The sequence below is a fragment of the Mariniradius sediminis genome (assembly GCF_021491425.1).
Lineage (GTDB): Bacteria > Bacteroidota > Bacteroidia > Cytophagales > Cyclobacteriaceae > Mariniradius > Mariniradius saccharolyticus.
In genome coordinates this window covers 35,424-60,827 of the sequence record NZ_JAKEVZ010000008.1, presented here as the reverse complement: position 1 = coordinate 60,827, position 25,404 = coordinate 35,424, and the positions used below count along the sequence as shown (strand labels likewise).

Sequence of the window (25,404 nt, the reverse complement as noted above, 5' to 3'; positions counted from 1 at the left end):
AATGCTTTACGACTCATTTCAAAGAATTCATGATTATCTGAGAATATCCCTTACGGATAGTTGCAATTTCCGCTGCGCCTACTGCATGCCCAACGAGGAGATTGAAGTAATGCCTCACTCCCACCTCATGCAGACTGGGGAGATTGAGGCGCTGGCGAAGACTTTTGTAGGTTTGGGAGTAAAAAAAATCCGTCTTACCGGCGGAGAACCTTTGGTGAGAAAAGAATTTCCAGATATCCTCCACAGACTTTCAAAATTGCCTGTTGAGTTGACCATGACCACCAACGGGATTTTGGTCCACAAGCATATCGAGCTGATGAAAACAGCAGGCATGCGCTCGATCAATGTGAGTTTGGATTCAATCAACCGTGAGACTTTTCACAACCTTACCAAAAGGGATCAATTCCAGAAGGTTTGGGATAACATCCTGTTGCTATTGGATCAGGGTTTTCGGGTCAAAATCAATGCCGTGGCCTTGGCAGGAATCATTGAAGAGGAGATTTTGGATTTTGTCAGAATAACGGAAAAGCTCCCGCTCCATGTTCGTTTTATTGAATTCATGCCATTTCAAGGCAATCATTGGAAGAGCGAAAAAGTCATCACTGCGAAGCAAATGCTGGAAATCGTTTCCAGCAATTTTCCGATTGTCAAACTGCAGGATGAGAAACACGCCACTGCCAAAAAATACCAAGTTCCGGGATTCCTGGGTACTTTTGCATTCATCACGACTATGAGCGAGCACTTTTGCGGTGACTGCAACAGGATGCGGCTTACAGCCGATGGCAAGATGAAGAACTGCCTCTTTGGAAAAGAAGAAATGGACCTGTTGGGCGCTCTCCGCAAAGGACAGGACGTCGAATCGCTGATCATGGAATCCGTAAAGCGCAAACACGCCATGTTGGGCGGCCAATTCAGTCCCGATTATCTCAAAGCAAAAGCCGACGAAATCGAGAATAGAAGCATGATCAAAATAGGTGGATGATGTCGTACATGGTTTCCGTCGAAACAGCTAAAAACATTCTTGAAGCCAATTTGATTGATGGAAAAATCACCTTGTGCCCGCTTTTGGAATCGCTGGGATTCGTATTGTCAGAAGCTATTTTTTCACCGATTGACATTCCTTCCTTTGACAATTCTGCGATGGATGGCTATGCGATCCGCTGGGAACAGGGAAACGGCAGCAGGAAGCTAAAAACCCAATCCATGATGCGAGCCGGTGAAACCAATCACACCGCAATACAAACAGGCGAAGCCATCAGAATTTTTACGGGAGCACCAACGCCGACCGGCGCTGATACCATCATCCCACAAGAATATGTCACCGTCCAAAACGGAAGTATTCACTTTGATTGGGAGCGATTTGAAAAAGGCGCAAATTTCAGAAAAATGGGCGCCCAAAACCGTCAAGGCGATTTAATTGCTGAAAAAGGAACGGTCGTTTCGCCTGGAATGGTGGGACTGCTGGCGTCAGTGGGAATCTCAGAAGTTCCTGTTTACGCGGCGCCAAAGGTAGGTTTGCTTTTGACAGGCGATGAGTTGGTGGAAGTCGGGCAGCCACTTTCCTTTGGGAAGATCTACAACGCCAATGGCCCCATCTTGAACACCTATCTCAGGGATTTGGGCATTTCCAATATTTCCATTTACAAAGCGGTCGATGAACCGGAGCGGCTGCAAATCATATTGCACGAGCTTTTGGAGGAAGTGGATGTGCTGGTCATTTCGGGTGGGATTTCGGTCGGTGATTATGATTTTGTGAAAAAAGGTTTGGAAAACGAGGGTGTCGAGGAGCTTTTTTACAAAGTATCCCAAAAACCGGGCAAGCCACTGTGGGTAGGTAGGACCGAAACGCAATGGGTATTTGCCCTACCGGGAAATCCCGCCTCCACGCTCACCTGCTTCAACCAATACGTCAAACCATGCTTAGAAGCTTGGATGGGTAAAAAAAATACCTTCCAACCGATGGGCACTTTCCCTCTGCAAACAGATTTCTCCAAAAAGGGTGCTTTGACCTTTTTCCTAAAAGCCAAATTGGAAAACGAAGGCATCAAAGTCCTCCCCGGCCAGGAATCCTTCAATTTGATTGCCTATGGCAATGCAAACGGCATTGCCGAAATCCCAAAAGATTTGGATTTTTTGCCAAAAGGGACAATGGTGAGATTCTTTTCATGGTAAAATATGGGATTCGAAGAAATATTCCTTTACCTGCTGCTACCTACAACAGCCTTTCTCTATGCCTCGGTCGGACATGGCGGAGCGAGCAGTTACTTGATGGTATTGGCATTGTTGCAATTCCCCCCCGAACAGATACGTCCTACGGCGTTGATAATGAACATGTTTGTCTCGATGATGGCTTTTTTGTCCTTTCGTAAAAAGGTCGATTTCCCTTGGGCGATTTTCATTTCACTTGGGCTTTTCTCGATCCCAGCTGCCTATGTTGGGGGAAGCCTCAGTATCGATGCCGAATGGTACAAAAGGATTTTGGGTATTCTGTTGTTTTTTCCTGTCCTAAAATTCCTCAATGTATTTCCCGTCAGCCCAAAGCAAACCTCAGAAAGACAATGGTGGATGGCGCCTGTTTTGGGATTGGGAATCGGTTTTGTCTCTGGCTTGATAGGTATCGGCGGTGGCATCATCCTCTCTCCTATCCTTCTGATGTTGGGCTGGACAGACATCAAGGAGACCGCTGCGGTATCGGCCTTGTTTATCTTCCTGAATTCCGTCTCGGGTTTTCTGGGAGCAAGTGGGTTTGCCGCACAGATCGATCCAAATCTATGGATAGTGATGCCGCTGACAATCGCGGGCGGCGCGCTTGGTGCATACTTGGGGGCATTCAAGTTCCAGCCAAAGGTCATCAAATATTTGCTAACCGCGGTCTTGGTAGTCGCGGCTGTCAAATTAATATGGACAGGCTGATCAATTTTGGTTACCTTTCAACTCAGAATTGTTGCGAAATGATCACGGTAAAGGCGTTTGGAATTATTGCCGAGAAAATAAAAACCTCGGAATTGACGATCGATGGAATTCCGACTACGGATACACTGTTGGGACACCTGCACCAACAATATCCCGAACTGCGACACATGAAGTTCAGTATTGCGGTAAATAGAAAGCAGACCGTCGGCAACACGGCTATTCCCCATGGAGCGGAAGTGGCACTGTTGCCTCCTTTCTCAGGTGGCTGAAGAATCCAACCGTAGGTAGATTTAGAAAGGACATTTTTAAATTATTGTCAAATTAGTTTTTTTTAGGGCTTAGGAATTTAAATTTTGAATATCTTTCCGGCAAACATGGTGTTTTTTTGACATGAATCTCCGATTAAACTCTGAATTTGGCACATTAAGGGCCGTATTGATGCACAGACCTGGAAAGGAAATTGACCGTCTTACCCCCTACAACAAGGAATATTTACTTTTTGAAGATGTCCCCTACTTGGAGGCCATGCAAAAGGAGCATGACTTCTTCACCGACCTTATCAAACAAACCACTGGTGCGACCGTCTACCGCCTTCACGAGCTCTTGATCCAGGTCCTGTCAAACCGGGAAATTTTGGAAAAGCTGATGCACAGTGCGCTGGTCAAGTCGCGTTTGACCCATTTCCAAGAGTATATCCTAGACCGATTGTCGACAGCGGAATGCGCCACGGCACTTACCGCAGGAGTCAAAGTGCATGAACTCAAGAGAAAAATACCGAATCTGCCTGCTGGTGAGCTGATGGATTCCGCCTTCGTGATTCCGCCGAGTCCAAACCTGTACTTTCAACGCGATCCGATGGCGATCACACCGGGAGGCATCATTTTCTCCAGCATGAAGATGGAGGGACGTCAGCGTGAGGCGGACATTCTGAGGGCGATTTTTGAAAACCACCCCGATTTTAAGGATCACGTAAATCCGATCTATCCCATCAACGGAAACGACAACCCGCCAAGCATTGAAGGTGGGGACATCATCGTACTTTCCAAGAAAGCTATTGCCATTGGCAACAGCGAGAGAACTGATGAAAAAGCCATTTATCAGGTCGCCAAGGCACTTTTGGCGGAGGGAACCGTAGAGCGGGTCTATGAGGTCCACCTTCCCAAAAAACGGAACTATATGCACCTCGACACCGTGTTTACGATCTTGGATGAAAATCTTGTGCTGACGTATCCAGATGCCCTGAATGCGGTTTTGCAGACATCACTATACACGCTCAAGGAAATCAGGGACGACAAAGTGAATATCAAGCGCCAAGTACTTAATGAATCTTTGTTGACGGTGTTGGAAAAAGAAATTCCACATCTCGAGATCCTATCAACCGCGGATGGTAACCCCGACTATTCGATGCGTGAACAGTGGTTTGATGGGGCAAATGTCTTCGCCATCGGACCGCGAAGGGTGATTTCCTACAACAGAAACAAACACACCAATAATGCGCTCCGCAATATGGGTGTGGAGGTTTTGGAAATTCCATCTTCAGAATTGTCGCGGGGTCTGGGTGGTCCGCGGTGCATGACGATGCCGATTAGCAGAGCAAAAATCTAACCGTCTGTTTACTCCTCAAATAGGTCCCAAATGAAGTAAGGCAGACTTCCAACAAGCTCAGGATCACCAGTCCCCTCAACCCTCACCAAGAATCCATCTGTCATGTTGAAGGGCCTTATAATATCCCAATGGGGGTTGTTTTTGTAGATGTTATAGTGCAAACTAGCAATCAATACACCCGAGGAAGTTCGGTTTTCATTCAAGGAATTGAATACCTCTTGGTAATTAAAAGTAACAGGATTTGCATTTTCATGGTTGAGTCTGGGGTCAAGGGAGATTGGCAATCCGAGTTCCATCAACTCTAAGGTTTGTACAGCTCGACAAAACTCACTGCTTATAGCCTTCTTAATTGGTACCTGCAGTTGTTTAAGGATTTTCCCGATTCTCTGGGATCTAACAATGCCCGTTACACTAAGCTGCCGTGCCACATCCGGGTCGCAGGATTTCCACCACTGGGGAATTGTAGATGCAGGCTTATCGATGCCGACACTTGCATCTGCATGTCTAAAAACCAGTGCAAATTCACCCCCACCCTGCTTTAGGTTCTTCAGTGTTGTCACTGTTTTTCTGGCGTATTCGACGTCTTTTATAACCAATACAGGTACAGTTTGGATCAAAGGTTCACCGTTTGCCCAGTGAATATCAATCCAATAAACACCCTGCTCCAAGGTTAGCGCAGCTTGCCCATCCTCTGAAATTGCAAAAGTGGGTTTATTGGCACAAGGTTTAAACTTGCCGGGATTGTTTGTTTTCACCCGGAACGAAACGCCAGAATCGGAATGTTTGACAAAAATAATCCCTTCATCTACGTTGTCGGAAATGAGCTGATTTGGCGGATCGTCTGTCGGCCGACAAGACCATATCAAAACCAAGAGAAAAAGAGAATGCAAATAATTGAATTTCATATACAAAAATCTGGATATCTAAATCCAAATATATAAAAATTCGATAGCTTATAAATTAAGAAATCATCAATTATTAATCTGAAAATCAATAAAATAAATAAGAAATAATGCCTCGGGGCGTAGGGAAACCAATAAAGTTGGAGCCGGTGATAGCCTATCTATTTATATGGTATTCGGAAAACTCATATTCAGCCCGTAGGTATTCAATTTCGCCACTTTCAAGCAGCCGGTAACTCTTTCTTCTTAGAGGTAGGATCAAACCTCCAAAAACATCCCATCCGTCGTTGAAAACGAGACTAGTATGGTCCAAGGTCTTGACTGAATAGGCCGTCAGCCTACTATCACTCGGATTGAAATAGTACACCCAAATGTCAGCATTTGAACTGGAGTGCGGACCATCGACTACCCGTACTGATTCATATTCTTTTCCATCAGGAAGTAGGACAAGCCCCTTGTATTCAATTTGTTTATCTCCCGTCAACAAATCAAAGGGCTTCGTCATCACATAGGCCGCTGCATCCAGATCCCTTTTTTTGGATTTCAAGAAGTCTTCATTTTGGATTTCGTTCTCCCCTAGCCAATACCTTGTTCTTTTACCGTCAAACAACGCTGTATGCCTCATACTGTCCTTTTCCCAGTTCATCCGAATCTCCAAATGTGGCTGGAACCTGATTTCGATTTCTTGGAAAAGCTCATTTTCAAGGCTGGAATCCGCATGGTAAAGCCTCGTTTCCTTCAGAAATGTCATTGACTCCATTGCTTTCCATTCCTTGTAACCGCCATGCGCATCGATGGATTTGGAAATCAATTCGATGGCTTTTCTCTCTGCGCTGGGCTTGCAGGAAATGAGCGCGATACAAATCAAAAGGGATGGAATCGATTTGGAAAACAATTGGGACGAAGACATATGAATAGATACTTGGATCGTCAAAAATAAAAAAACAGAGGAGAAAAAATTTCCCCTCTGTCCAACTGAAAAAAGCTATTTAGTGAAACCGTTAAAATCCTGTAGTTTTTCTTGGATCAAGTTCGCCAAGAATCCTCAATCTTGACTGATCGCTAGGCGCCACCCTTGCATTCTGAAGTTCTGTTATCGGATTGGTATCAATTTGGGCCACGCCGCCAAGGACAAGTGAGTTCGTGCTGTTGTAGAACAATGCAAAATCATTTGGACCTAATTGGATAACTGACGCACAGGCAATGGTGATATCCGTCATGTCCCTCGTAATTGGATGCGGCCTCAACGATGCAAATGGAAGCGTATTATAGCCGCAATCAACTGCGTTGCCCACATTACGCATGACAGCGCCCATGTTGATCAGGAATTGATTTTCTACGGCAAGCCCGACATTGGTATAAAAACCATCCCACTCGCCGATGAAAATTATACGCCCACCTTCATTGGCAAAATCCTTCATTGCGTTGATTTCAGCCACAGAGAACTGGACTTTTGGCAACCACAAAAAAAGGATCTTCACGTCAGGATCAATATTGGTCAAAGGTGTATTAGTCGAATTGATAAATGTGAGACTATATCCAGAATTCTGAATAAACTGATGCAACGCCGTATGTGTATTGTTTCCTTGGCATGCCTGAGGATATCCGGAATTCCTGCCGCAGTCCATCCATACTGTTTTTCCATTGGCACGATTTCCGATAGTTTGATAATCGATCAGATTACGTACCAAAAGTCTATTATTCGGGTTGTTTAGGCCCGTATTATCCAAATGGTTTACGTCGTTGAATACCACGACGTCACGACCAGGCCTTGGTGCAATTGCTTCCTGTACGAAAAGCGTGGCTGTTCCTTCTACATCAAAAGACTTGGCTTTGATACCGGTGACACCGAATTTCTTGCCTTTGGCCAAACCATCTTGGTCAATGGAGGCGACCTCGCCATCCGCTACAGACCATTTGATATTCAAAAACGCAAAATCTGTCAGCACTTCTCCGTAAAAGTTATAGACGATTGCCTCATATTGCTGCTCACCGTCGACAAGAACTGTTGCTTCAGCCGGCTTGATTTCAATACGCGCCGGGCATTCTTTTTCCTCTACCCGAAATGCGATTCTGAAATTCTGGTTTTGAACTACAGGAATCAAACCATCCTGGAGTGATTTGGTCTGATTGGAAGGTACTACGCCCACATCCAAGTGGCCAAGTACTTTTTCCCCAATGCGAACGCGAATCCGGTAGATTTTCCCGATTTGTGCCTTCGTCTCACTCGGATTCCAATCGACAAAGTAATTCTCCTCCGCCTTATTGACTACGACTTTGCCGTCTGCAGCACCATCACGGTTGAAGACAGCGTGGTAGTTCTTAAAACCCAAGTCGTCGCTGATTTCGACAATTGGACTGAGGTTGGGGTGAAAGTTTTTGTGATACTTCGGAGCCTTGGCAACAGTCGGCGCCAGAAAATAAAACTCGTCCACACTGCCGCCGTTGGCAGCGTCCGAAATACCTAGCTTTCCAAACTCCTTCGCAAGGTTTTGTGAAAGCAAACTCAAGTCGTTGCTGATGTCTTCATCCTTCAGCAGACTTTCCGTACAGGCGTTCAAAAAAAACAACAAGGCAACAAAGAAACCTAGCTGGATTTTGAAAGAACTTTGACCTGTAAAAGTACTCAGGGCTTTGGTTAAATTTTTCATAATTGGGAAAGGTTAAAAGTTCAATGAAAGATATTCATAAAAAATATTTATATCAACATTTTTTTGCACTTTGTTACATTTTTTTTGCATTTAAACTAATTACAGTCGTTTTACTTGTTTCTTTTATGTTTTTAGTATTACTATTTTTGAAGTTCAGGAACGATGATTCCAATAGAATCTGTTGCTCTATTTTAAAATATATTCCTGTTTGATCGTAAAATCCGTAATCCACAGCCGTTAGAATTGCTATCATGACAATGGTGGGAAATTCCCAAGTTTTTCAAAGCAGTATTCAAGTCGCATTGGAATCGAAATTCAATTATTGGTTGCAGATCTCGAGATTGTGATCCCATCCTGCTTTAATAAAAAAAAATCCCTGATGACCGCGAGACCATCAGGGAAAGTAATGGATACCGAATTTACAGTACCTACTCAGGGGATTCAGAACCTTCAACGATAATTTTGATGGATCCGCTAGATACCCTGCCTTCAACAGTAGCACTTGCGCCATTATCGATGTCCAACTTTTTGCCTGAATCCTGGTCACCTACCCTCACCGAACCACTTGTGGCCGAAAGGTCATAATTGAAAGCTTTCAAATCAGAGGTTGTTTGGATTGATACACTACCAGAGTTGGCTTTGAAGTTGGAATTTGGTCCGAGACCTGATCTTTCCGCCTTGATACTGCCTGAACTTGCCTCTAACTGTCCAAGTTCCTTGACTTCAGATAGCCGGATATTGCCGGAATTTACCTTGGCGTCTACCTTTCCTTGGATATTTTCGAACTTAAGGGAACCGGAAGATGCGTTGGCCCTCACGTCTCCTTCTAGCTCCGTCAATTTGACCGAACCAGAATTGACTTCGGCCAGGACTTTCCCGGTCAAAGCTTCGCCCGTTATACTTCCGGAGGATGCATGCAGGTTTATGGTGTTTGACTCTATGCCCATCGCCTTGATGCTACCCGAATTAACCTTCAGGTCGATTACCTCGTGAACTACATTCAGTACCTCAATCGAACCCGAGCCGTTTTGAAAATCGAGCTTGATATTCTCGGGTCCGGTCAAGCTGATAAATCCGTCAAATCTGTTCCCGAAGTTCCAGCCGATTATTTCTGTGTCACCGACAACCTCGACAATCAGCTTGGAACCCGATTTTCGGTACTTGATTTGCAGACCGGAACTTTCCGGAGCCTCCACATAGCCATTGAGATGTACTTCTGTTGAATTTTCCCGCCCTTCATAGGACACTTCCAGGAATTTGCCTTCCAATACGATTTCCTCGACTCCCGAGAAGGTTTCCTCATAATCTGTGGTAACAGTCTTTTCAGAAGGTGCGTAGCAGCCACCAAGCATTAAGCCTAGGGCCGCTACGAAAAACACTGCTTTTATATCCTTATACATTTGAGGCGGTGGTTGATGTGGTGCCCATACCACCGTTTGACATCATTGAGAGCGTTTCGTGGGCTACCTTGATGTTGTATTCGTATGCAAGACTCTTGTAGTTGACCAAGTCCACAATCGTACCGATAAAGCAAAGACCTACTGTCAATATATACAGGATACCCAATCCGATCTGCCCCAAAACAAAGCGATGCAGACCCGCAAATCCGAAGAAGCCCAACAGACAGAGTATCAATACCATCTGATTGTCCTTCCTCCTTGCTCGGTAAACCTGTGCGAAAAGGTTAGCCTGATCGTCATCCATGTTTTTAAGGATTCCCTGGATGTAACCCAATTCCATTCCTTCCAATTCAGGAAGGTGTCTCAATACATTAGCCATAGTGATTAGAAGTTTTGATGAGTTTTATGAGTTGATAGATGCGGTAACCAATCGCCGCGAAAGCAAACATGGCCAGCGGATGCATGGACCAGGATGCTTGTATATCTCCTTTGGTCAACAAGCTCATGGACCTCCCCAATCCACAGCCTGGGCACCAGTCGAATCCTAGGTTACTCAACGGGCATAGACTGAAATGTTGGGGTCCATAAGGGTCTATCAGAAAGATGCCAACAATCGCACCAAGCCAAAAGACCAATTCCAAAGGAAACTTGCGGAAAATGTTACTTACATTTCTCATATGTCCTTCAAAATACGAAAAGGATGCCATATGCCAAAAACCCTTAAATCACGCCAAAAATGAACCATTCGAAATAGCGCTGACGCGCACACGGACAAAAAGTGTACGATTATGAACGCTTTGGAATGGGCAGGTTAAGGACAAGGTCACGACCAAATTCACTTTTAAAGCGCTGCATCAAATCCCTTCTTATTCCCCCATACCCTACATGGGTGCGCCCCTGTTTCCAAAAGCTGAAGTCCAATACCAGACCATATACCTGCTTTGGCAATTTGCCAACAGCTAAAATACCCAATGCTGCAGAGGCCTCTATTCCCAAAAAATATCCAATAAACTGATCCATTACGGATGTGATTGCGGTATCCGGAATCGACGTTTTGTAGTATCTCAAAAGCGAATCCATTAAAATCCGCCCAGCCTCAGATGGCTTAAGATGTCGCTTCCGGATCAATTTCTCCAGTTCAAAAGCCTCCTTGGCAGTCTCGGGCCAATAGTCAATCTCCAAACCAAGGTAAAAACCAATCAGCTTCCAATAGTGCAGCAAGTCCTCGAGGGAATCCTTGCCGGGAAATCTGTCCAGCTTTTCCATGCCCCGCATGACCATCAGGCTAAACGCCAAATTCGTACCGATGAGATCCTCTTGGTTGATCGGAATGCCCCAGTCTGGATTCCAGTCCTTTGCGTAGCGCGCTACAAAATACCTGCTGAATGCATGTGTCAAACGCACCTTTGCCAAGGTTATCAACTTTTGGTCATTTGTCAAAAATATTCCGGGATAAAACGCATCCATCAGGAAAAGCGCTGTTTCAGAAAGTCTGACCCCAATTTCTTCCGTAATCCGCTTGGACCGCACCAAAACCTGCGCCCCATCGGCGAATGCATAGCAGTAGGGAAGCGAATAAAATCCGAGGAGGGAGAGATAGAGGTTGGAGTTTTTCTGGAAAAAATCCTGCGCGGCGGCAGTCCTCGTCCGATCGATAAAATCGGGCTTGGCATGGAAAAACAGGAAATATTCCTTGACCAATTCCGGGAAATCCGATACCTCCTGTACCGCAGGGATTTGCTCCCAATGATTGATCCTTTCGATCCAGTCAGGATTTTGGATCAAAAAAACCACGAGCCGGTCTGCAAGGTCATCCCCTCTTTTCCGCAACAAGTCCAATCGGGCATCAGTATATAATTTTAATTTTCCCACCCCATTCTAACCTTCATTTTGTAATTTGGTTTCCGAAAAGCAATTGATTTATGTATCGTAGATTCTTTATTACCCTTTTTACCTATCTTATTTGTATCCCGCAACTAATCGCCCAGGGGAGTTTTGACCTGATTGCTGTCGACCTGAAAAAACAAACGGGCAAATGGACCTTGAGTATCAACGGCGTTGAAAAGATCACGGACCGCGACCTGTACGACAATCAACCCGCCTTTATCAACGACAAGCAAATGGCCTTCTCGGCAGCCGACGACAAAGGCAATCATGACATCATCATTTACAACTTCGAATCGAGGAAATTCACGAACCTGACGAAATCCGCAGATCGCAATGAGTTTTCACCTTCATTGACCGACTGTGGCCTCTACGTATCGGCGGTGACCGTTGAACCGGACGGAAAGCAACGGCTTTGGCTCTACCCCACCAATTTTGGAGAACCGGAGTTGCTTTACGATGATATAGAGCCTGTCGGTTATTATGACTGGTATGACAACAAGGCGGCGATGTTTGTCCTTGGCAAACCGAATTCCCTGGTCTATCCCGACAGCAAGTCCGAATTGCACACGATCGACAAGAATGTCGGTCGATGCATCAAAAAGCGGCCAAAATCCAGCACTATTGCCTATTTGGACTTAGATAAAATGACCGAATCGAATGGGCACAAGTCTTACAGTGTTGTTGGATTTGATATTGAGAAAAGGGAATACATCGACTTCGGAATGAGCCTGCCCGGATCACAGGATTTTATCTGGCTGGATGCCAATACACTCCTGATGGGAATAGGCAATGAACTTTTTATCCGAAAAATTGGAAAGGAAGGCTGGGAATCACTCGGCAGCGTCGAGGTCGTTGGATACCAGAATATCACTCGTCTTGCCTACTCCGAGCCATTGAAGAAGCTGGTGGTCGTGATGGAAAGAAAAAAAGAATAGTGTTTTCGCGCCGCTCGCAAAGACCGCGAAGGAGCAAAGAAATAGAAGGCAGTGTTCAGTCGCAGTTGGCAGACACTCGGGGCTATTTTTTCCTCGCAATGACCGCGAAGGAGCGAAGAAATAGAAGGCAGTGGTCAGTCGCAGTTGGCAGCGGAGAACATCATTCCTGGCTATTTCTTCTCGCAAAGACAGCACAGGCGCGAAGAACGCCAACTAATAGAACACAGAGATCTGTGGCAGGTGGCAGAGGAATGCCATTCGAGAATTCGTGGCAATTTTTTTTCTCGGCAAACCGCTGAAAGGCAACGAGTACAAAGTGGCTGCAGGCGCTATTTCTTTTTCTTGGCGGCTTTGCGCCTTTGCGTGCCATAAACTTGTTCACGCGCTTTGCACCTCATTTTTCTTTGCGAGCTCTTAATGCGCTTTCACCCAATTGAAAGCATTCACAAAGGCCTCCATCCAAGGGCTGACTTCGTCTGAATTTCTCTCTGTTGGATAAAACGGCCAGTTCCAGGGCTTCAGCGAGCGCTCGATATGCGGCATGATTGCCAAATGTCTTCCGTCTGCTGAGGCAATCCCTGCCACGGCATAATCCGATCCATTAGGATTGCCTGGATAGGCGCTATAGCTGTATTTCATGCCGACATGGTAATCAGCTTCTGATTTCGGTAGGCTGAATTTGCCTTCACCATGGGCAACCCATACGCCCAAGCGCTGGCCTGAAAGCGAACCCAGCATGATGGAATTGTTTTGAGGCACTTCCACATTGACAAAGCAGGACTCAAATTTGTGGCTGGCGTTGTGCAGCATCTTCGGCTTCCGGTCGTGCTCGGGAGTGACGAGTCCCAACTCCACCATCAATTGGCATCCGTTGCAGACGCCCAAACTCAAAGTGTCCTTCCGTGCATAGAAATTGTCGAGGGCTTGTTTTGCCTTTTCATTGTAGAGAAAGGCCCCAGCCCAACCTTTGGCCGAGCCCAACACGTCGGAATTTGAAAAGCCTCCCACAAACACGATCATCTGTACATCGGCGAGGTTTTCCCTTCCGCTGATCAGATCGGTCATATGGACATCCTTCACGTCAAATCCTGCAAGCCATAGCGAATAGGCCATTTCCCGGTCGCCATTTACACCCTTTTCGCGGATGATGGCAGCCTTGACACCTGACTTTGTCTTGCGGAAAGGGTCCAAAGCCCAATTCGAGAATTTGCCCGAAAAGCCATTGCCGAATCTATAGGAAAGCGTTTGATGCTTGTAGTTCTGGAAGCGCTCCAATGCCAGTTTCTCGCCGCTTTGCTTCTTGTCCAACAAATACGAAGATCTGAACCAAATATCCCGCATGGCGGCTACTTCCAAGCTCAGGTTCGCACCCTGCAAATCTACCTTGCCATCCATTGTCACATCTGCGATGGAGATATAGGTAATACCAAGGTTATCCAGGAACCCCTTTACCACTTCAGGATTCATGACCTGGATCAAGACTCCCGGGTTTTCGGCAAACAAAGCTTTCACGATATCCTTTTCTTCCAAACGGTTTACATGTACCGACAAACCAACTTTGGAGGATGGAAAGCACATTTCCAAAAGTGCAGTGACCAAACCACCTGAGGAAACGTCGTGTCCCGCCAATATCTGTCCTTGGCCGATAAGCGCTTGAATAGCGCCAAATGCCTTTGAGAAATATTGGTGATCCTGTATGTCAGGCGTTTCATTGCCCACTTTGTTCAGGATTTGGGCAAAACTCGAACCGCCGATTTGGGCGGATGTTTTTGAAAAATCAACGTAGAATACCTTGCTGCCCAAAATCGGCTGCAGGTTTGGAGAAACTGTTTTAGCGGGAGCAGCACATTCTGCTACCGTGGAAATGATGACCGTACCGGGAGAATAAACCGTTTTGCCACCCGGATACTTTTGCGTCATCGAAAGCGAGTCCTTGCCGGTCGGCACATTGATGCCGAGGGCAATTGAAAAATCGGAAATCGCCTTTACCGCACGGTAAAGCCTATCATTTTCGCCGGAATTCTTGGCAGGCCACATCCAGTTGGCGGAAAGCGAAACGCCCGCAAGCCCATGTGTCAGCGGTGCCCAGACCAAATTGGTCAAAGCCTCGGCTATCGCCAACCTTGACCCTGCCTCGGGATTGGCCAATGCTGCGACAGGTGCATGGCCAATAGAAGTCGCTATGCCTTTTTCTCCTGTAAAATCCAGCGCCATCACAGCCACATTGTTCAATGGAAGTTGGATTTCACCCACCGTTTGCTGCTTGGCAACTCGTCCGGTAACAGACCGATCCACCTTGTTGGTCAACCAATCCTTGCAGGAAACCGCCTCGATTTGGAGAACTTGCTCTATATAATACTGTAAGTTTTCAGCTTGGTAACTTGGGGTTTCAAGCGATTGGCTTTGGGTTTTGTCTTCCAAAATAGTTTTCGGCGAACTTCCAAACATGTATGCCAAGTCCCAATCCACAGGCTTCTCCCCTGTTTTTCTGTTTTCAAACTTGAAATGCATATCTCCAGTCGTCTCTCCGACGACATAGAAAGGAGCCCGCTCCCGTTCGGCGATACGCTGCAAGGTTGCAACGTCTTTCTCGTGAACGACCAATCCCATGCGCTCTTGGGATTCGTTGCCGATGATTTCCTTGGCGGAAAGTGTCGGATCGCCCACCGGCAATTGGTCCAAATGGATCGTCCCGCCCGTACTTTCAACCAATTCGGAGAGGCAGTTCAAATGTCCCCCTGCACCATGGTCGTGGATGGAAATGATCGGATTGTCGGCATTTTCAGCCATAGCGCGAATGACGTTGGAAACCCGCTTTTGCATCTCGGGATTGGAGCGCTGGATCGCGTTCAGCTCGATGGCGTTTGAAAATTCACCTGTATTTACCGAGGAAACAGCACCGCCGCCCATGCCGATCCGGTAATTATCACCACCCATGACGATGATTTTGTCCCCTTTGCCGGGCTCATGTTTTTTCGCAAATTCTTTTCGAGTAAATCCAACACCACCTGCCAGCATAATGACTTTGTCAAAGCCATGGGATTTGTCTGCTTCCTCATGCTCAAAGGTCAAGACCGATCCACAGATCAAAGGTTGGCCAAATTTGTTTCCGAAATCCGAGGCCCCATTGGAGGCTTTGATCAGGATGTCCATGGGTGTCTGGTAAAGCCACTTCCTTGGCTGAAGATTCTTTTCCCAGCTTCTCCCCTCCTCCGAACGCGCATAGGAAGTCATATAGACAGCAGTTCCTGCGAGTGGAATGGATGCGGTACCACCGGCGAGGCGGTCGCGTATTTCACCGCCCGAACCCGTTGCGGCACCGTTGAATGGCTCGACCGTGGTTGGGAAATTGTGTGTTTCGGCTTTGAGCGAAATTACTGTCTCAATAGGCTCAGGCTCGAAAAAATCGGCTTTATCCTGCGTTTTGGGCGCAAACTGCTGTACCGCTGGACCCTCGATGAAGGCTACGTTATCTTTGTAGGCAGAGACGATTTTGTTGGGATTCCGCTTGGAAGTTTCCTTGATCAATTGAAAAAGCGTCTTTTCCTTTTCCTCCCCGTCAATCACAAACGTCCCATTGAAAATCTTGTGACGACAATGCTCAGAATTGACCTGGCTAAATCCAAAAACTTCGGAATCTGTGAGTGGCCTGCCCAATTGTTTGGCCACATTTTCCAAATAATCTACTTCTTCCTGACTCAGCGCCAATCCTTCCTTGGCATTATATGCTCCGATATCTTCCACTGCCCTGATAGGCTCGGGCTGCAAATGGATATCGAAAATATCCTGATCCAAACCCGTGTAGGCCTTTTGCAGCATGGGATCTATACTGTCTTTTTCTCCCAAGGGGAAATACTCCTCGATCCGCTGAATACCCGCGATGCCCATGTTGACCGTGATTTCCACGGCATTGGTGGACCAAGGCGTGATCATTTCCTTCCGCGGTCCAGCAAACCGACCTGTAACTGAAGGTCCGTTGAGCAGTGTAGCGCCACCAAAAAGCCACACCAATTTGTCGGTGTCGGCGGCGGAAATGGGGAATTGCGCTTGGACGGCATAGACCAAGTGCTGGGGGGATTGGAAAAAGAAGATCATGCGTGTCGGTAGAAGCCTTGATGAAGAAGGCACAAAGGTAGGGATTTGGGGCAAAAGTGGAAAATAAAGGCGTGAAATGGCTGGCAGACTTGGTATGTTTTTCAAGGAAAAATTGATCGACATTGCCCCAACATCAAACCTTGGAGATTTTTTTAGGCGAGACCATACGGGAAAAATTAATTCGTATTTTAGGCGATGGAATTTTCATATTATCGAAAGCATTCGGGATGATCACAGCGGTTTTTTTGGGATTTGTCTTTGCGGCCTTTACACCTGTATTAAGAAAACTCGGCCAAGGTGTTTTTCCTTGGGTTTATTCCCTACTGCCTTTGGGATTGTTTGTCTATTTCCTTGGCTGGCTGCCGGCACTGGCTAACGGTCCACAAGTGGTCGGATATCCATGGATTCCTAGCTATGGGATCAATTTGGATTTCAGGATCGATGGATTGTCGCTGTTGTTTGCACTCTTAATCACGGGCATAGGTAGTTTGGTTTTCTTCTATTCGACCTATTACCTCAAGGGACATCCGGCGCTTGATCGTTTTTATGGCTTTCTGTCCATGTTTATGGCGTCTATGTTGGGACTTGTGCTATCGGACAACCTGATGGCGATGTTCATTTTCTGGGAGCTGACCAGTATCAGCTCTTTCTTTTTGATCGGCTTCAACCATGAGGAAAAGTCCTCCCGCAAGTCAGCACTGACGGCTCTGGGTATTACGGGTTTCGGCGGGCTGGTCCTTTTGGCAGGAGTTGTATTGCTGGGCGCGGTTGGTGGGAGTTTCTCGTTCTCTTCCTTAGCCCCGGTTTCCGAAACGATACAAAACAGCCCCCATTATGTCTGGATTGTAGGACTCTTCATGGTGGGCGCGTTTACCAAATCCGCCCAATTTCCCTTCCATTTTTGGCTGCCCGGTGCCATGAAGGCTCCAACGCCTGTCAGCACTTACCTGCACTCGGCTACGATGGTCAAGGCGGGAATCTACCTTTTGGCAAGGATGACTCCCGTCTTGGGAGCTAATCCGATCTGGAATGATACCCTTCTGTGGGTCGGCGGCATCACGATGTTTTATGCGGCGGCGCATAGTTTATTCCGCGTGGATTTGAAAAGCATATTGGCTTATTCTACCATTTCGGCGTTGGGGATTTTGGTTTTTCTACTGGGCGTCGGTACCGAAAAAGCGCTTTTGGGAGCAGGCTTGTTCATTCTGGCGCATGCGCTGTACAAGGCGGCATTATTCCTTGTCACAGGAATCATCGATCACCAAACGGGTACCCGGAATGTTCCTGAATTGGCCGGACTGGGAAAGGTGATGCCTTTGGTGGCAATAGGTGGCACGGTGGCTGCATTGAGTAGCGCCGGATTTCCGCTTTTCTTGGGATTTCTCAGTAAGGAAGTGATGTACGAAGGCGTTTTGGCAAGGAGCGATTTTGGCCTTATTGCCGCGATGGTATTGATATTGACGAAAATTTTTCTGCTCGTGGCAGGCTTTTGGGCCGGAATCAAACCGTTTGCGGGCAAGCTGCCCCCGTCGCTGTCCTCTGTGAAGTCACCGTCGGCCATACTTTGGATACCTCCCTTACTGCTAGCTGCACTTACGATATTCACCGGAGCATTTCCGGTATTTATTGACAGCAGTTTGATTCAACCAGTCTTTCAGGCGATCAGTGGGAGTTCAAATACGTTTACTTTGAAGCTTTGGCATGGCTTTAACCTTGTCCTATTGCTCAGTTTAATCACGCTTGGGGCGGGTGTTGCTTTGTATTTTTTCTGGAAACCCAGCGATACCAAATTCGCCAAAACGTTTCGGTTCGAGTCCACATCTCCGGAGACCTTGTTTGAAAGCGGCGGAAATCTATTCCTGCGGTTTTCCAGACTCTGGACGGATTTCTTCCAAAACGGTTATTTGCGAAACTATTTCATCACCATCCTCGCCTTCCTTATTTTGGTGACGGGTTACCGCCTTTTAGGTGGTGTGGACATCCATATCGATTGGGAGCAAATCTCATCCGTTAGCTTTTACGAGGTCATTTTGACGGCCATGATGGCAGTTTCTATTGGGATTGCCGTCCTGACACATTCGCGAACCAAGGCCATCCTCGCTTTGGGTATTGTTGGCTTTGTCAATTGTCTCTTTTTCCTCTTCTTTTCTGCACCCGACTTGGCGATGACACAGTTTTCAATCGATACGCTGACGGTGGTTCTATTTATGCTGGTGCTCTTCAGGCTACCCAAAAACAAAAAGCTTTCTTCCAATCCCATCCGAATCCGTGACGGTATAATTTCCTTGGTTTTTGGGGCATTTATTGCGATTCTGACCTTGGAGGTTTTTGAGTCGCCATCACAAACTGATGTCTCGACTTTCCATGCGGAAAACGCCTATCTCCTAGCTAAGGGCCGAAACGTCGTAAACGTCATTTTGGTGGACTTCAGAGCTTCTGATACCATCGTTGAGACGGTCGTGCTTGTCATCGCTGCTATAGGCGTATACACATTGATGAAGTTGGACCTAAATCCCCAAAAAAATCACTGATATGAAATCACTGATCTTCCGGACAGCCTCAGATTATCTTCTGCCGCTGCTGCTCCTGTTCTCCATTTTCCTGCTACTGAGGGGGCACTACGAACCCGGTGGTGGATTTGTAGGCGGATTGGTGGCATCCATGGCATTCTTGATCCATTCATTTGCATATGGACTGACCCAGACTAGGAAAATCATCAGGGTAAATCCTGGATACCTTATGCCTGTTGGACTCTTGTTGGCTTTGGTGGCTGGAATCGCGCCCTGGTTTGTTGGGCTGCCGTTTCTGACCGGATTGTGGTTTTCCGAACCACTGAGGTTTATCGGTGCGGTCAGTTCCGTGCTGGTATTTGATATTGGGGTTTATCTGGTCGTGATCGGAACTACTTTGACAATTTTCTTTTCAATTTCTGAATCTGTGTGATATGGAGTTGTTGCTCGTTTTTTTGATCGGATTGATGCATGCCGGCGGCGTATACATGCTGCTGCGCCGCAGCATGTTCAAGATGATTATCGGATTGATCCTATTGGGAAATGGGGCCAACCTACTGATTTTTCTCTTGGGAAGATTGGTCAAAGGACATCCACCGGTGATGGCAGATGGGATGAAAGTGTTTACCGATATCTATGCCGATCCCTTGCCGCAGGCGGTGATTTTGACGGCGATTGTTATCGGCTTTGGCTTGCAGTCATTTGCGATTATTTTGATCAAAAAAGTGTACAAAGTGCTCGAAACGGATGACCTGGATGAGCTGAATTCTAGCGAAGAGGAAATATGATCAACAACCTGACGATATTGCCTATTGTGTTCCAATTTTTGGCAGGGATCATTCTGCTTTTCTGTTGGGGAAAAATCGGTATCCAAAAAACGCTGAGTATCCTGCTTTCGCTCATTTCGGTGGGAATCGCAATTTGGCTGTTTGACACTACCTGGAAGCAAGGCATCCAAATCAGCCATGCCGGAAATTGGGATTCGCCTTTTGGGATTAGTTTCGTATCCGATGTTTTTGGCGCCACCATGGTACTTTTGGCATCCCTATCCGGACTTGCGGTTTCGATGTTTGCTTCGGGAAGCTTAAGAAAGGAACGGATACAATTTGGTTTTTTCCCAATCCTCCATTTTCTACTGATGGGATTGATGGGTGCTTTTTTAGCAGGCGACATCTTCAATCTTTATGTTTGGTTCGAAGTTGTAATCATTTCCTCGTTTGTATTATTGACTTTAGGTGGAAAGAAAAAGCAATTGGAAGGTGCGATGAAATACGTGTCACTCAACCTCTTGGCTTCATCTCTGTTTCTAGTTGGAATCGGGTTTATCTATGGATTGACAGGGACATTGAACTTTGCCGATGTGGCGCTCAAGATCGCAGAGATTCCCAACCGCGGGCTGGTCAATGCAACGGCTGGAATCTTCTTTGTTGCATTTGGGATCAAGTCAGCAATATTCCCTCTTTATTTTTGGTTGCCGGCAGCTTATCATACACCTCCGGCTGCGGTTTCCGCCATTTTCGGTGGTTTGATGACAAAGCTTGGGGTTTACTCGATCATCCGCTGCTTCACGCTGATGTTTGGCGGCGACGAATTTCTCGGACCTTTGTTTTCCGTGGTCGCAGGGCTGACGATTTTGACGGGCGGTATGGGCGCGCTTTTGCAGAAAAGTATGAACAAAACATTCGGATACCTGATCATTTGTCATATTGGATTCATTATGGCGGGATTTGGAATGTTTACCGAATTGGCCATCATGGGTGCGGTTTTTTACCTCATCCATGATATCGTGGTCAAGACAAACCTATTCATGATCTCAGGCTTGGTTTTAAAAATGAACGGGACAGAGAATATCCATGAATTGGGCGGAATGTATCGAAACCACGCCTTGCTTTCGCTTCTTTTGGCCATTCCACTGTTTTCCCTGGTTGGATTTCCGCCACTATCCGGTTTCTGGTCCAAAATATTCCTGATCCAAGGAGGTCTCGAATCACGGGAATACTTCCTCATCGGAGCGATTATTTTGGGCAGTTTCATCACGCTTTGGGTCGTGGGGAAAATCTGGCTAGAGGTTTTCTGGAAACAAGCAGAAAACCTACCAAAGCCAGCCGATGGGCAATATTTTCACCAAATGAGCGCAGCCAACCGATGGTTGATGGTTTTGCCGATCTTTTTCCTGGCATCAGTTTCTCTGTTTATTGGCCTGGGGGCTGAACATATCATCGAAGTGTCAAGGAAAATTTCCACTGACCTGATGGATACAGGTCCCTATATCCAGGCTGTTTTGGGCAATCAAATCACACAACCATGAACAAGTCACTTCTTCTCAACAATTTGCTGCTGGCAGTAATTTGGGTGATTGCCACCGGAGTAGCGACTGCCGAGAACTTCATTTTTGGCTTCATCATTGGTCTTGGGATTCTTTGGATCACGGCGACAAAAAAATCGGACCGAAAATATTTTGTCATCCTTCCAAAACTCGTGTATTTTTTCTTGTTCTTGGTTTGGAAACTCATCCTCTCCAATATTTCAACAGTGAAAGAATCGCTTTATTCCAAATCCAAGCTCGAACCAGGAATTGTTAAAGTACCCCTCACGCTCAAGGATGAGTTTCATATAGTCACCCTGGCAAATTTGGTGTCACTGACGCCGGGCACAATGGTGATGGACATTTCTGATGACATGAAAGTCATGTACGTACACGTCATGCACCTGGAAGACAAGGACAAATTCATCCGGGAGCTGAAGGAAGATTTTGAAAACAAACTAATAGAATTATTCGCATGAGCTTCGAAAACTACTTCTATTGGGTGATCGTGCCAATGTTGGCAGTGTCGGTCATTTTGGTATTCGTCAGATTTCTGAAGGGACCAAGCATGGCTGACCGTGTGATTGCATTGGATATGCTTTTCTTGGTTTCAATTTGTATCATTGCCATTTTCAGCATGTTATTTGACCAAAGTACATTCCTGGATATTGCGATGCTCTTTGCCTTGATTGCCTTTTTCAGTACCACTGTATACGCCTATTACATCGAACAAAAGAACAAGAGATGAAGGAAGTAATAATCATGATTTGCTCAACGGTGGGCGCTTTATTTATCCTTTCCACCTCGGTGGCCATGCTGCGCCAGCCGGATGTTTACCTCCGCATTTCGGTGACGGCCAAAGCATCCACTTTGGGTGTCGGCATGATTCTCTTGGCTGCGGCCATTTATTTCGAAGCATTTCCGGTGGTTTCCAGGATTTTGGCTATCATTCTTTTTATATTTTTGACAGTGACGATCGCAGGACATATGTTGGCAAAGGCGGCTTATATTACCAACATTCCTGTTTGGAAAGGAACAAAAATCGATGAATTGGCTGGAAAGTACGATCCGGTAACCCACGTCCTTCATAGTGAATCTCCTGATAAAAACCCAGCAAAACTTGACAAAAAGCCCGATGGAAAACTGGAATAAGCAAATCGTTGGCAGCATCCTTGTCGCACTCTGCCTCACAATCGCTTGCGACAATAAACCCCAAGAAGAAAAAGTGGAAACTTCGTATTCATTCCTCATTGGCGCATATACCGATAATGATTCGCAAGGCATCGGTCTACTCAACTTTGACCCGAAAAGGAATGTACTGGACTTCTCCGTCTTGGCACCCGGCATTCAGAATCCATCATTTGTAATCGCCAACAATGCCCAAACATTGATCTATACTGTCGAAGAGACAGCAGGTGAAAATGGCGGAAAGGTGAAGTCATTCAGGTTTGACCGCCAAAACAATTCGCTGGAACAAATTGACGTGCAGGATACAAAGGGCGACCACCCCTGCTACCTTGCCATGGATGAAGAAGAGAGGTTTTTGGTGGTTGGGAATTATAGCGGGGGAAATTTCTCGACTTTTAAAATCGATGGTGGAAAACTCATACCTGTCCAGACGATTCAGCACGAGGGGCAAAGTATCAATATCGATAGACAAGAAAAGGCACACGTCCATAGCACTGTCTTTCATCCAGATGGCAAATATCTACTCGTTGGAGATCTGGGGACTGACAAAATCCATATCTACAAGTTCAATCCCAGCTTCGCCGTTCCTTTCAACCATTCCGATCCGGCCTATTTTGAAGTGGCTGCAGGTTCAGGCCCAAGGCATTTGGCAATACATCCAAATGGTAGCAGAGTTTACTTGGTTCATGAGCTCACGGCAGAAATTGGGGCATATTCCTTTGAGAATGGGCAGGTTGGGTACGTCGCGTCCTTTCCACTCACCGCAAATGATTTTGTTGGAAATGTAAGTGCTGCTGAAGTTCGGATTTCCCCGGATGCAAGGAACCTTTACGTTTCCAACCGCGGCGATGCCAATGAAATCAGCGTTTTCAAAATATTGGGCGATGGAAATCTGGAGTGGGTGGAAAGGGTAAAGACGGGGGGAGAAATGCCAAGAAATTTCATCCTTACAAAAGATGGAAAATACCTCCTCGCCGCCCATCAAGCATCCAACAACATCACGGTTTTTGAAAGAAACGTTCAAACGGGAAAACTCACCAAGCTTCCATTTGAAGCTAAAATCAACAAACCCGTTTATTTCTTTGGATTGGATTGACACTGGAAAAAACGAGACTTTGGCAGTCTGCGTACTTCATAATATAATGTGTGTTTGGAGGATCAGTTCCCCTGCACCGCCTGTGCGGAGGAAATTCTCGAAATAGGGCCTCCTCCGATATTCCAAACTCAGTTTGGCGCGGTGATCCGAAATCAGATAATTGAACCCGAGGCTGTATTGCATCGCTGCCTGATCGAAATACTCAAAATCGCTTACAGTCAAGGAACCGAATGGCTGCAATCCACCGAAGTTTCCCATAAGTTTTTTGGGGAGCATGTATCCATTTTGGAAATAGAAAATATTCCCCGTCCCAATCATCGGCTGGCTGTTTCCAGGTCCGTTTTGGGTCGTTCCCCTGCCGAGACCAGTATTCATGATTCCGATGTTTCGGATATAATTCGGCCCAAAGTCATAACGATAGGCAACTCCATAAAAAGTGATAGCCGCTATCCCCAATGCTGTATGGAAAGGCAAATCCAAAAAGACATCCATTCCCAAAAGTCCGATATCATGACGGTTTTTCAATCCTGATTGATCGATTGAACTGGTTGCCTGAGGATGGTGGTGCCATCCCCCACCCACATTCAATACCTTTTTGTCTCCCAAATAACTACCCACAAAAAACGGCAGCTTATTGTTCTCATGCTCCCAAAATTGATAGGCGATATAGCCCTGCGTTGCCCAATTGTCATTTTGATCGTTGAATGCAATCGGACGCTGTCTCACGGGATCAAAGGTGCCACCACTGCCGACAGAAAAAGGCTTGTTCAAAGCTATTCGATAATCCCAGTTCCTTATTTGTCCTTTTGCATAGAAACCAAACTGCCTGGCAAACTGATCCGTAAGCTCGATGTTTCCCCAATTGAAAATCGGCGCATCCATGGTAAGAAAATTCAATGTCCCCGCGCTCGATAATCTTGAAACCCCATTCCAATAATGAAGACCAGCCCCAATATAGAGTTCAGGCGTCACCTTAAACTCATTCCAAATATCATGTATGAACATCTGAGGCTTTTTGGCAGAACTCATGTCATTGAAAATGATTGGAACATTCGGATCGATAGGCAATAGACCTGCATTGCCGGAATCTCCTCCTCCCGGAACACCCCCGTTCATAAAGGTCTGGTTATTGATCCCGAAATGCAGCATGATCAAAAACCTCGGAGAAACAGAGGCATAGGCTAGCATCCGCGCGCGCCTGATCCCAATGTCTGTCGTCCAATCAACAGGCCGTCCATCCACACCCAGCGTTCCGGGATTGTTTTGCAAAGCCCTGGCCCAAATCTGCCCCCAAAGAATAAAGCGCACGTATTTTTTTCCATCGTCCGATAGCTTGATCACCAAAGGCCTGGATTCCTCGCCCGCTTCATCGCCAGAAAAACCATATTGAGACTTTTCCGGCAGCGTATCGGCTTTTTCCTGCGCACATACCTGCGACCCAATCAGGAAAGCAAATCCAAACCATATCAAAATAAACTGCGTTTTTCTCATACAATCAAGCTTGAAAAATTCCTCTACAAGCCTACTCCAAGGTAAAACTAAATCAGCCCAATGGCAATAGCCGAGCATTCGGAATGAGATGGAAGCTAAAAGCGAATCAAAATCAAGAATATTTCTGAATATCTGCTTGATATGCGAAAAGTATCCTTACATTTGTCCCAAATTATTCATTCAATTACAATTATCATGAACAAAGGAAAAGTGAAATTTTTTAATGAGACCAAAGGTTTCGGTTTCATCGTTGACAATGAGTCTTCCAAAGAGTATTTCGTGCACGTGACTGGTCTCGTTGACGAAATCAGGGAAAATGACGAAGTAACATTCGACCTGAAAGAAGGAAGAAAAGGCCTAAATGCAGTGAATGTAAAGGTTGTTTAATCTATATACACCACATTGACATCTAGTGAAAAAGCCCTG

General features: G+C 46.2%; 24 protein-coding genes. 15 read left to right on the top strand and 9 right to left on the bottom strand.

Features of this window, described 5'->3' with window-relative positions; genetic code table 11:
- Nucleotide 1 precedes the first annotated feature (1 nt).
- The 5 genes from moaA to L0U89_RS11420 all read left to right on the top strand — a co-directional run bounded on the left by moaA (nt 2) and on the right by L0U89_RS11420 (nt 4,518).
- Nucleotides 2-982, top strand: a complete 981-nt coding sequence (gene moaA / locus L0U89_RS11440) for a GTP 3',8-cyclase MoaA (protein WP_234861645.1) — start codon at nt 2-4, stop codon at nt 980-982.
- Nucleotides 979-2,172 (top strand): molybdopterin molybdotransferase MoeA, encoded by a 1,194-nt coding sequence (locus L0U89_RS11435; RefSeq protein ID WP_234861644.1) that lies wholly within the window; start codon nt 979-981, stop codon nt 2,170-2,172. The genes moaA and L0U89_RS11435 overlap by 4 nt, the downstream gene beginning before the upstream one ends.
- Nucleotides 2,173-2,175: 3 nt before the next feature.
- Nucleotides 2,176-2,913, top strand: a complete 738-nt coding sequence (locus tag L0U89_RS11430; RefSeq protein WP_234861643.1) for a sulfite exporter TauE/SafE family protein — start codon at nt 2,176-2,178, stop codon at nt 2,911-2,913.
- Between the two features lie 38 nt (nt 2,914-2,951).
- A complete protein-coding gene (locus tag L0U89_RS11425) occupies nt 2,952-3,182 on the top strand; it encodes a MoaD/ThiS family protein (protein ID WP_234861642.1) in 231 nt (76 codons plus the stop codon).
- A gap of 121 nt (nt 3,183-3,303) precedes the next feature.
- Entirely contained in the window at nt 3,304-4,518 is a 1,215-nt protein-coding gene (locus tag L0U89_RS11420) for an arginine deiminase (RefSeq protein ID WP_234861641.1), read from the top strand.
- 8 nt (nt 4,519-4,526) lie between these two features.
- Here L0U89_RS11420 and L0U89_RS11415 read toward each other — a convergent pair whose 3' ends face one another.
- From L0U89_RS11415 to L0U89_RS11385, 7 genes are all read right to left on the bottom strand, one after another.
- The gene (locus L0U89_RS11415; protein ID WP_234861640.1) at nt 4,527-5,423 is read right to left on the bottom strand and encodes a histidine phosphatase family protein; all 897 of its coding nucleotides are present in this window, start codon (nt 5,421-5,423) and stop codon (nt 4,527-4,529) included.
- Nucleotides 5,424-5,577: 154 nt separating this feature from the next.
- Nucleotides 5,578-6,330, bottom strand: coding sequence for a hypothetical protein (locus L0U89_RS11410; RefSeq protein WP_234861639.1), 753 nt, complete (start codon nt 6,328-6,330; stop codon nt 5,578-5,580).
- Nucleotides 6,331-6,421: 91 nt separating this feature from the next.
- Entirely contained in the window at nt 6,422-8,071 is a 1,650-nt protein-coding gene (locus L0U89_RS11405) for an Ig-like domain-containing protein (protein ID WP_008623146.1), read from the bottom strand.
- Between the two features lie 428 nt (nt 8,072-8,499).
- A complete protein-coding gene (locus L0U89_RS11400; RefSeq protein WP_234861638.1) occupies nt 8,500-9,471 on the bottom strand; it encodes a DUF4097 family beta strand repeat-containing protein in 972 nt (323 codons plus the stop codon).
- Nucleotides 9,464-9,850, bottom strand: a complete 387-nt coding sequence (locus L0U89_RS11395; RefSeq protein WP_008623151.1) for a TM2 domain-containing protein — start codon at nt 9,848-9,850, stop codon at nt 9,464-9,466. The genes L0U89_RS11400 and L0U89_RS11395 overlap by 8 nt, the downstream gene beginning before the upstream one ends.
- A complete protein-coding gene (locus tag L0U89_RS11390) occupies nt 9,843-10,148 on the bottom strand; it encodes a DUF2752 domain-containing protein (RefSeq protein ID WP_040478430.1) in 306 nt (101 codons plus the stop codon). Before L0U89_RS11390 ends, L0U89_RS11395 begins: the two co-directional genes overlap by 8 nt.
- Nucleotides 10,149-10,257: 109 nt before the next feature.
- On the bottom strand, nt 10,258-11,343 hold the full coding sequence (locus L0U89_RS11385; protein ID WP_234861637.1) for an oxygenase MpaB family protein: 1,086 nt from the start codon (nt 11,341-11,343) through the stop codon (nt 10,258-10,260).
- Between the two features lie 50 nt (nt 11,344-11,393).
- On the opposite strand from L0U89_RS11385, the gene L0U89_RS11380 reads away from it, so the two are divergent.
- The gene (locus L0U89_RS11380) at nt 11,394-12,293 is read left to right on the top strand and encodes a TolB-like translocation protein (protein WP_234861636.1); all 900 of its coding nucleotides are present in this window, start codon (nt 11,394-11,396) and stop codon (nt 12,291-12,293) included.
- A 414-nt stretch (nt 12,294-12,707) separates the two neighbouring features.
- On the opposite strand, the gene purL is transcribed toward L0U89_RS11380, so the two are convergent.
- Nucleotides 12,708-16,388 (bottom strand): phosphoribosylformylglycinamidine synthase, encoded by a 3,681-nt coding sequence (purL, locus tag L0U89_RS11375; RefSeq protein ID WP_234861799.1) that lies wholly within the window; start codon nt 16,386-16,388, stop codon nt 12,708-12,710.
- A 227-nt stretch (nt 16,389-16,615) separates the two neighbouring features.
- On the opposite strand from purL, the gene L0U89_RS11370 reads away from it, so the two are divergent.
- The 8 genes from L0U89_RS11370 to L0U89_RS11335 are packed head-to-tail and all read left to right on the top strand — an operon-like array spanning nt 16,616 to nt 23,487.
- Nucleotides 16,616-18,919 carry a putative monovalent cation/H+ antiporter subunit A gene (locus L0U89_RS11370; RefSeq protein WP_234861635.1) on the top strand — a complete coding sequence of 768 codons (2,304 nt, stop codon included), beginning with the start codon at nt 16,616-16,618 and terminating at the stop codon, nt 18,917-18,919.
- A gap of 1 nt (nt 18,920) precedes the next feature.
- Nucleotides 18,921-19,331 (top strand): Na+/H+ antiporter subunit B, encoded by a 411-nt coding sequence (locus L0U89_RS11365; protein WP_008623164.1) that lies wholly within the window; start codon nt 18,921-18,923, stop codon nt 19,329-19,331.
- A gap of 1 nt (nt 19,332) precedes the next feature.
- Entirely contained in the window at nt 19,333-19,686 is a 354-nt protein-coding gene (locus tag L0U89_RS11360; RefSeq protein WP_008623166.1) for a Na+/H+ antiporter subunit C, read from the top strand.
- Entirely contained in the window at nt 19,683-21,206 is a 1,524-nt protein-coding gene (locus L0U89_RS11355; protein WP_234861634.1) for a proton-conducting transporter transmembrane domain-containing protein, read from the top strand. The genes L0U89_RS11360 and L0U89_RS11355 overlap by 4 nt, the downstream gene beginning before the upstream one ends.
- On the top strand, nt 21,203-21,682 hold the full coding sequence (locus L0U89_RS11350) for a Na+/H+ antiporter subunit E (RefSeq protein WP_234861633.1): 480 nt from the start codon (nt 21,203-21,205) through the stop codon (nt 21,680-21,682). The genes L0U89_RS11355 and L0U89_RS11350 overlap by 4 nt, the downstream gene beginning before the upstream one ends.
- Entirely contained in the window at nt 21,679-21,951 is a 273-nt protein-coding gene (locus tag L0U89_RS11345; protein WP_234861632.1) for an MrpF/PhaF family protein, read from the top strand. The genes L0U89_RS11350 and L0U89_RS11345 overlap by 4 nt, the downstream gene beginning before the upstream one ends.
- Entirely contained in the window at nt 21,948-22,355 is a 408-nt protein-coding gene (gene mnhG / locus L0U89_RS11340; protein WP_234861631.1) for a monovalent cation/H(+) antiporter subunit G, read from the top strand. The genes L0U89_RS11345 and mnhG overlap by 4 nt, the downstream gene beginning before the upstream one ends.
- A complete protein-coding gene (locus L0U89_RS11335; RefSeq protein WP_234861630.1) occupies nt 22,339-23,487 on the top strand; it encodes a lactonase family protein in 1,149 nt (382 codons plus the stop codon). The genes mnhG and L0U89_RS11335 overlap by 17 nt, the downstream gene beginning before the upstream one ends.
- Nucleotides 23,488-23,523: 36 nt before the next feature.
- On the opposite strand, the gene L0U89_RS11330 is transcribed toward L0U89_RS11335, so the two are convergent.
- Nucleotides 23,524-24,978 (bottom strand): porin, encoded by a 1,455-nt coding sequence (locus L0U89_RS11330; RefSeq protein ID WP_234861629.1) that lies wholly within the window; start codon nt 24,976-24,978, stop codon nt 23,524-23,526.
- A 195-nt stretch (nt 24,979-25,173) separates the two neighbouring features.
- On the opposite strand from L0U89_RS11330, the gene L0U89_RS11325 reads away from it, so the two are divergent.
- Complete coding sequence (locus L0U89_RS11325) at nt 25,174-25,365, top strand: cold-shock protein (RefSeq protein ID WP_008623186.1); 192 nt, start codon at nt 25,174-25,176, stop codon at nt 25,363-25,365.
- Nucleotides 25,366-25,404: the final 39 nt, after the last annotated feature.

Excerpts from the sequence above, each read along its gene's own strand:
- L0U89_RS11355 (WP_234861634.1), top strand. The coding sequence starts at position 19,683 with ATGATCAACAACCTGACGATATTGCCTATTGTGTTCCAATTTTTGGCA.
- L0U89_RS11425 (WP_234861642.1), top strand. The coding sequence starts at position 2,952 with ATGATCACGGTAAAGGCGTTTGGAATTATTGCCGAGAAAATAAAAACC.
- L0U89_RS11420 (WP_234861641.1), top strand. The coding sequence starts at position 3,304 with ATGAATCTCCGATTAAACTCTGAATTTGGCACATTAAGGGCCGTATTG.
- L0U89_RS11405 (WP_008623146.1), bottom strand. The coding sequence starts at position 8,071 with ATGAAAAATTTAACCAAAGCCCTGAGTACTTTTACAGGTCAAAGTTCT.
- L0U89_RS11365 (WP_008623164.1), top strand. The coding sequence starts at position 18,921 with ATGAAATCACTGATCTTCCGGACAGCCTCAGATTATCTTCTGCCGCTG.
- L0U89_RS11400 (WP_234861638.1), bottom strand. The coding sequence starts at position 9,471 with ATGTATAAGGATATAAAAGCAGTGTTTTTCGTAGCGGCCCTAGGCTTA.
- purL (WP_234861799.1), bottom strand. The coding sequence starts at position 16,388 with ATGATCTTCTTTTTCCAATCCCCCCAGCACTTGGTCTATGCCGTCCAA.
- moaA (WP_234861645.1), top strand. The coding sequence starts at position 2 with ATGCTTTACGACTCATTTCAAAGAATTCATGATTATCTGAGAATATCC.
- L0U89_RS11370 (WP_234861635.1), top strand. The coding sequence starts at position 16,616 with ATGATCACAGCGGTTTTTTTGGGATTTGTCTTTGCGGCCTTTACACCT.
- L0U89_RS11380 (WP_234861636.1), top strand. The coding sequence starts at position 11,394 with ATGTATCGTAGATTCTTTATTACCCTTTTTACCTATCTTATTTGTATC.
- L0U89_RS11415 (WP_234861640.1), bottom strand. The coding sequence starts at position 5,423 with ATGAAATTCAATTATTTGCATTCTCTTTTTCTCTTGGTTTTGATATGG.
- L0U89_RS11350 (WP_234861633.1), top strand. The coding sequence starts at position 21,203 with ATGAACAAGTCACTTCTTCTCAACAATTTGCTGCTGGCAGTAATTTGG.
- mnhG (WP_234861631.1), top strand. The coding sequence starts at position 21,948 with ATGAAGGAAGTAATAATCATGATTTGCTCAACGGTGGGCGCTTTATTT.
- L0U89_RS11330 (WP_234861629.1), bottom strand. The coding sequence starts at position 24,978 with ATGAGAAAAACGCAGTTTATTTTGATATGGTTTGGATTTGCTTTCCTG.
- L0U89_RS11410 (WP_234861639.1), bottom strand. The coding sequence starts at position 6,330 with ATGTCTTCGTCCCAATTGTTTTCCAAATCGATTCCATCCCTTTTGATT.
- L0U89_RS11360 (WP_008623166.1), top strand. The coding sequence starts at position 19,333 with ATGGAGTTGTTGCTCGTTTTTTTGATCGGATTGATGCATGCCGGCGGC.
- L0U89_RS11430 (WP_234861643.1), top strand. The coding sequence starts at position 2,176 with ATGGGATTCGAAGAAATATTCCTTTACCTGCTGCTACCTACAACAGCC.
- L0U89_RS11390 (WP_040478430.1), bottom strand. The coding sequence starts at position 10,148 with ATGAGAAATGTAAGTAACATTTTCCGCAAGTTTCCTTTGGAATTGGTC.
- L0U89_RS11395 (WP_008623151.1), bottom strand. The coding sequence starts at position 9,850 with ATGGCTAATGTATTGAGACACCTTCCTGAATTGGAAGGAATGGAATTG.
- L0U89_RS11345 (WP_234861632.1), top strand. The coding sequence starts at position 21,679 with ATGAGCTTCGAAAACTACTTCTATTGGGTGATCGTGCCAATGTTGGCA.
- L0U89_RS11335 (WP_234861630.1), top strand. The coding sequence starts at position 22,339 with ATGGAAAACTGGAATAAGCAAATCGTTGGCAGCATCCTTGTCGCACTC.
- L0U89_RS11325 (WP_008623186.1), top strand. The coding sequence starts at position 25,174 with ATGAACAAAGGAAAAGTGAAATTTTTTAATGAGACCAAAGGTTTCGGT.
- L0U89_RS11435 (WP_234861644.1), top strand. The coding sequence starts at position 979 with ATGATGTCGTACATGGTTTCCGTCGAAACAGCTAAAAACATTCTTGAA.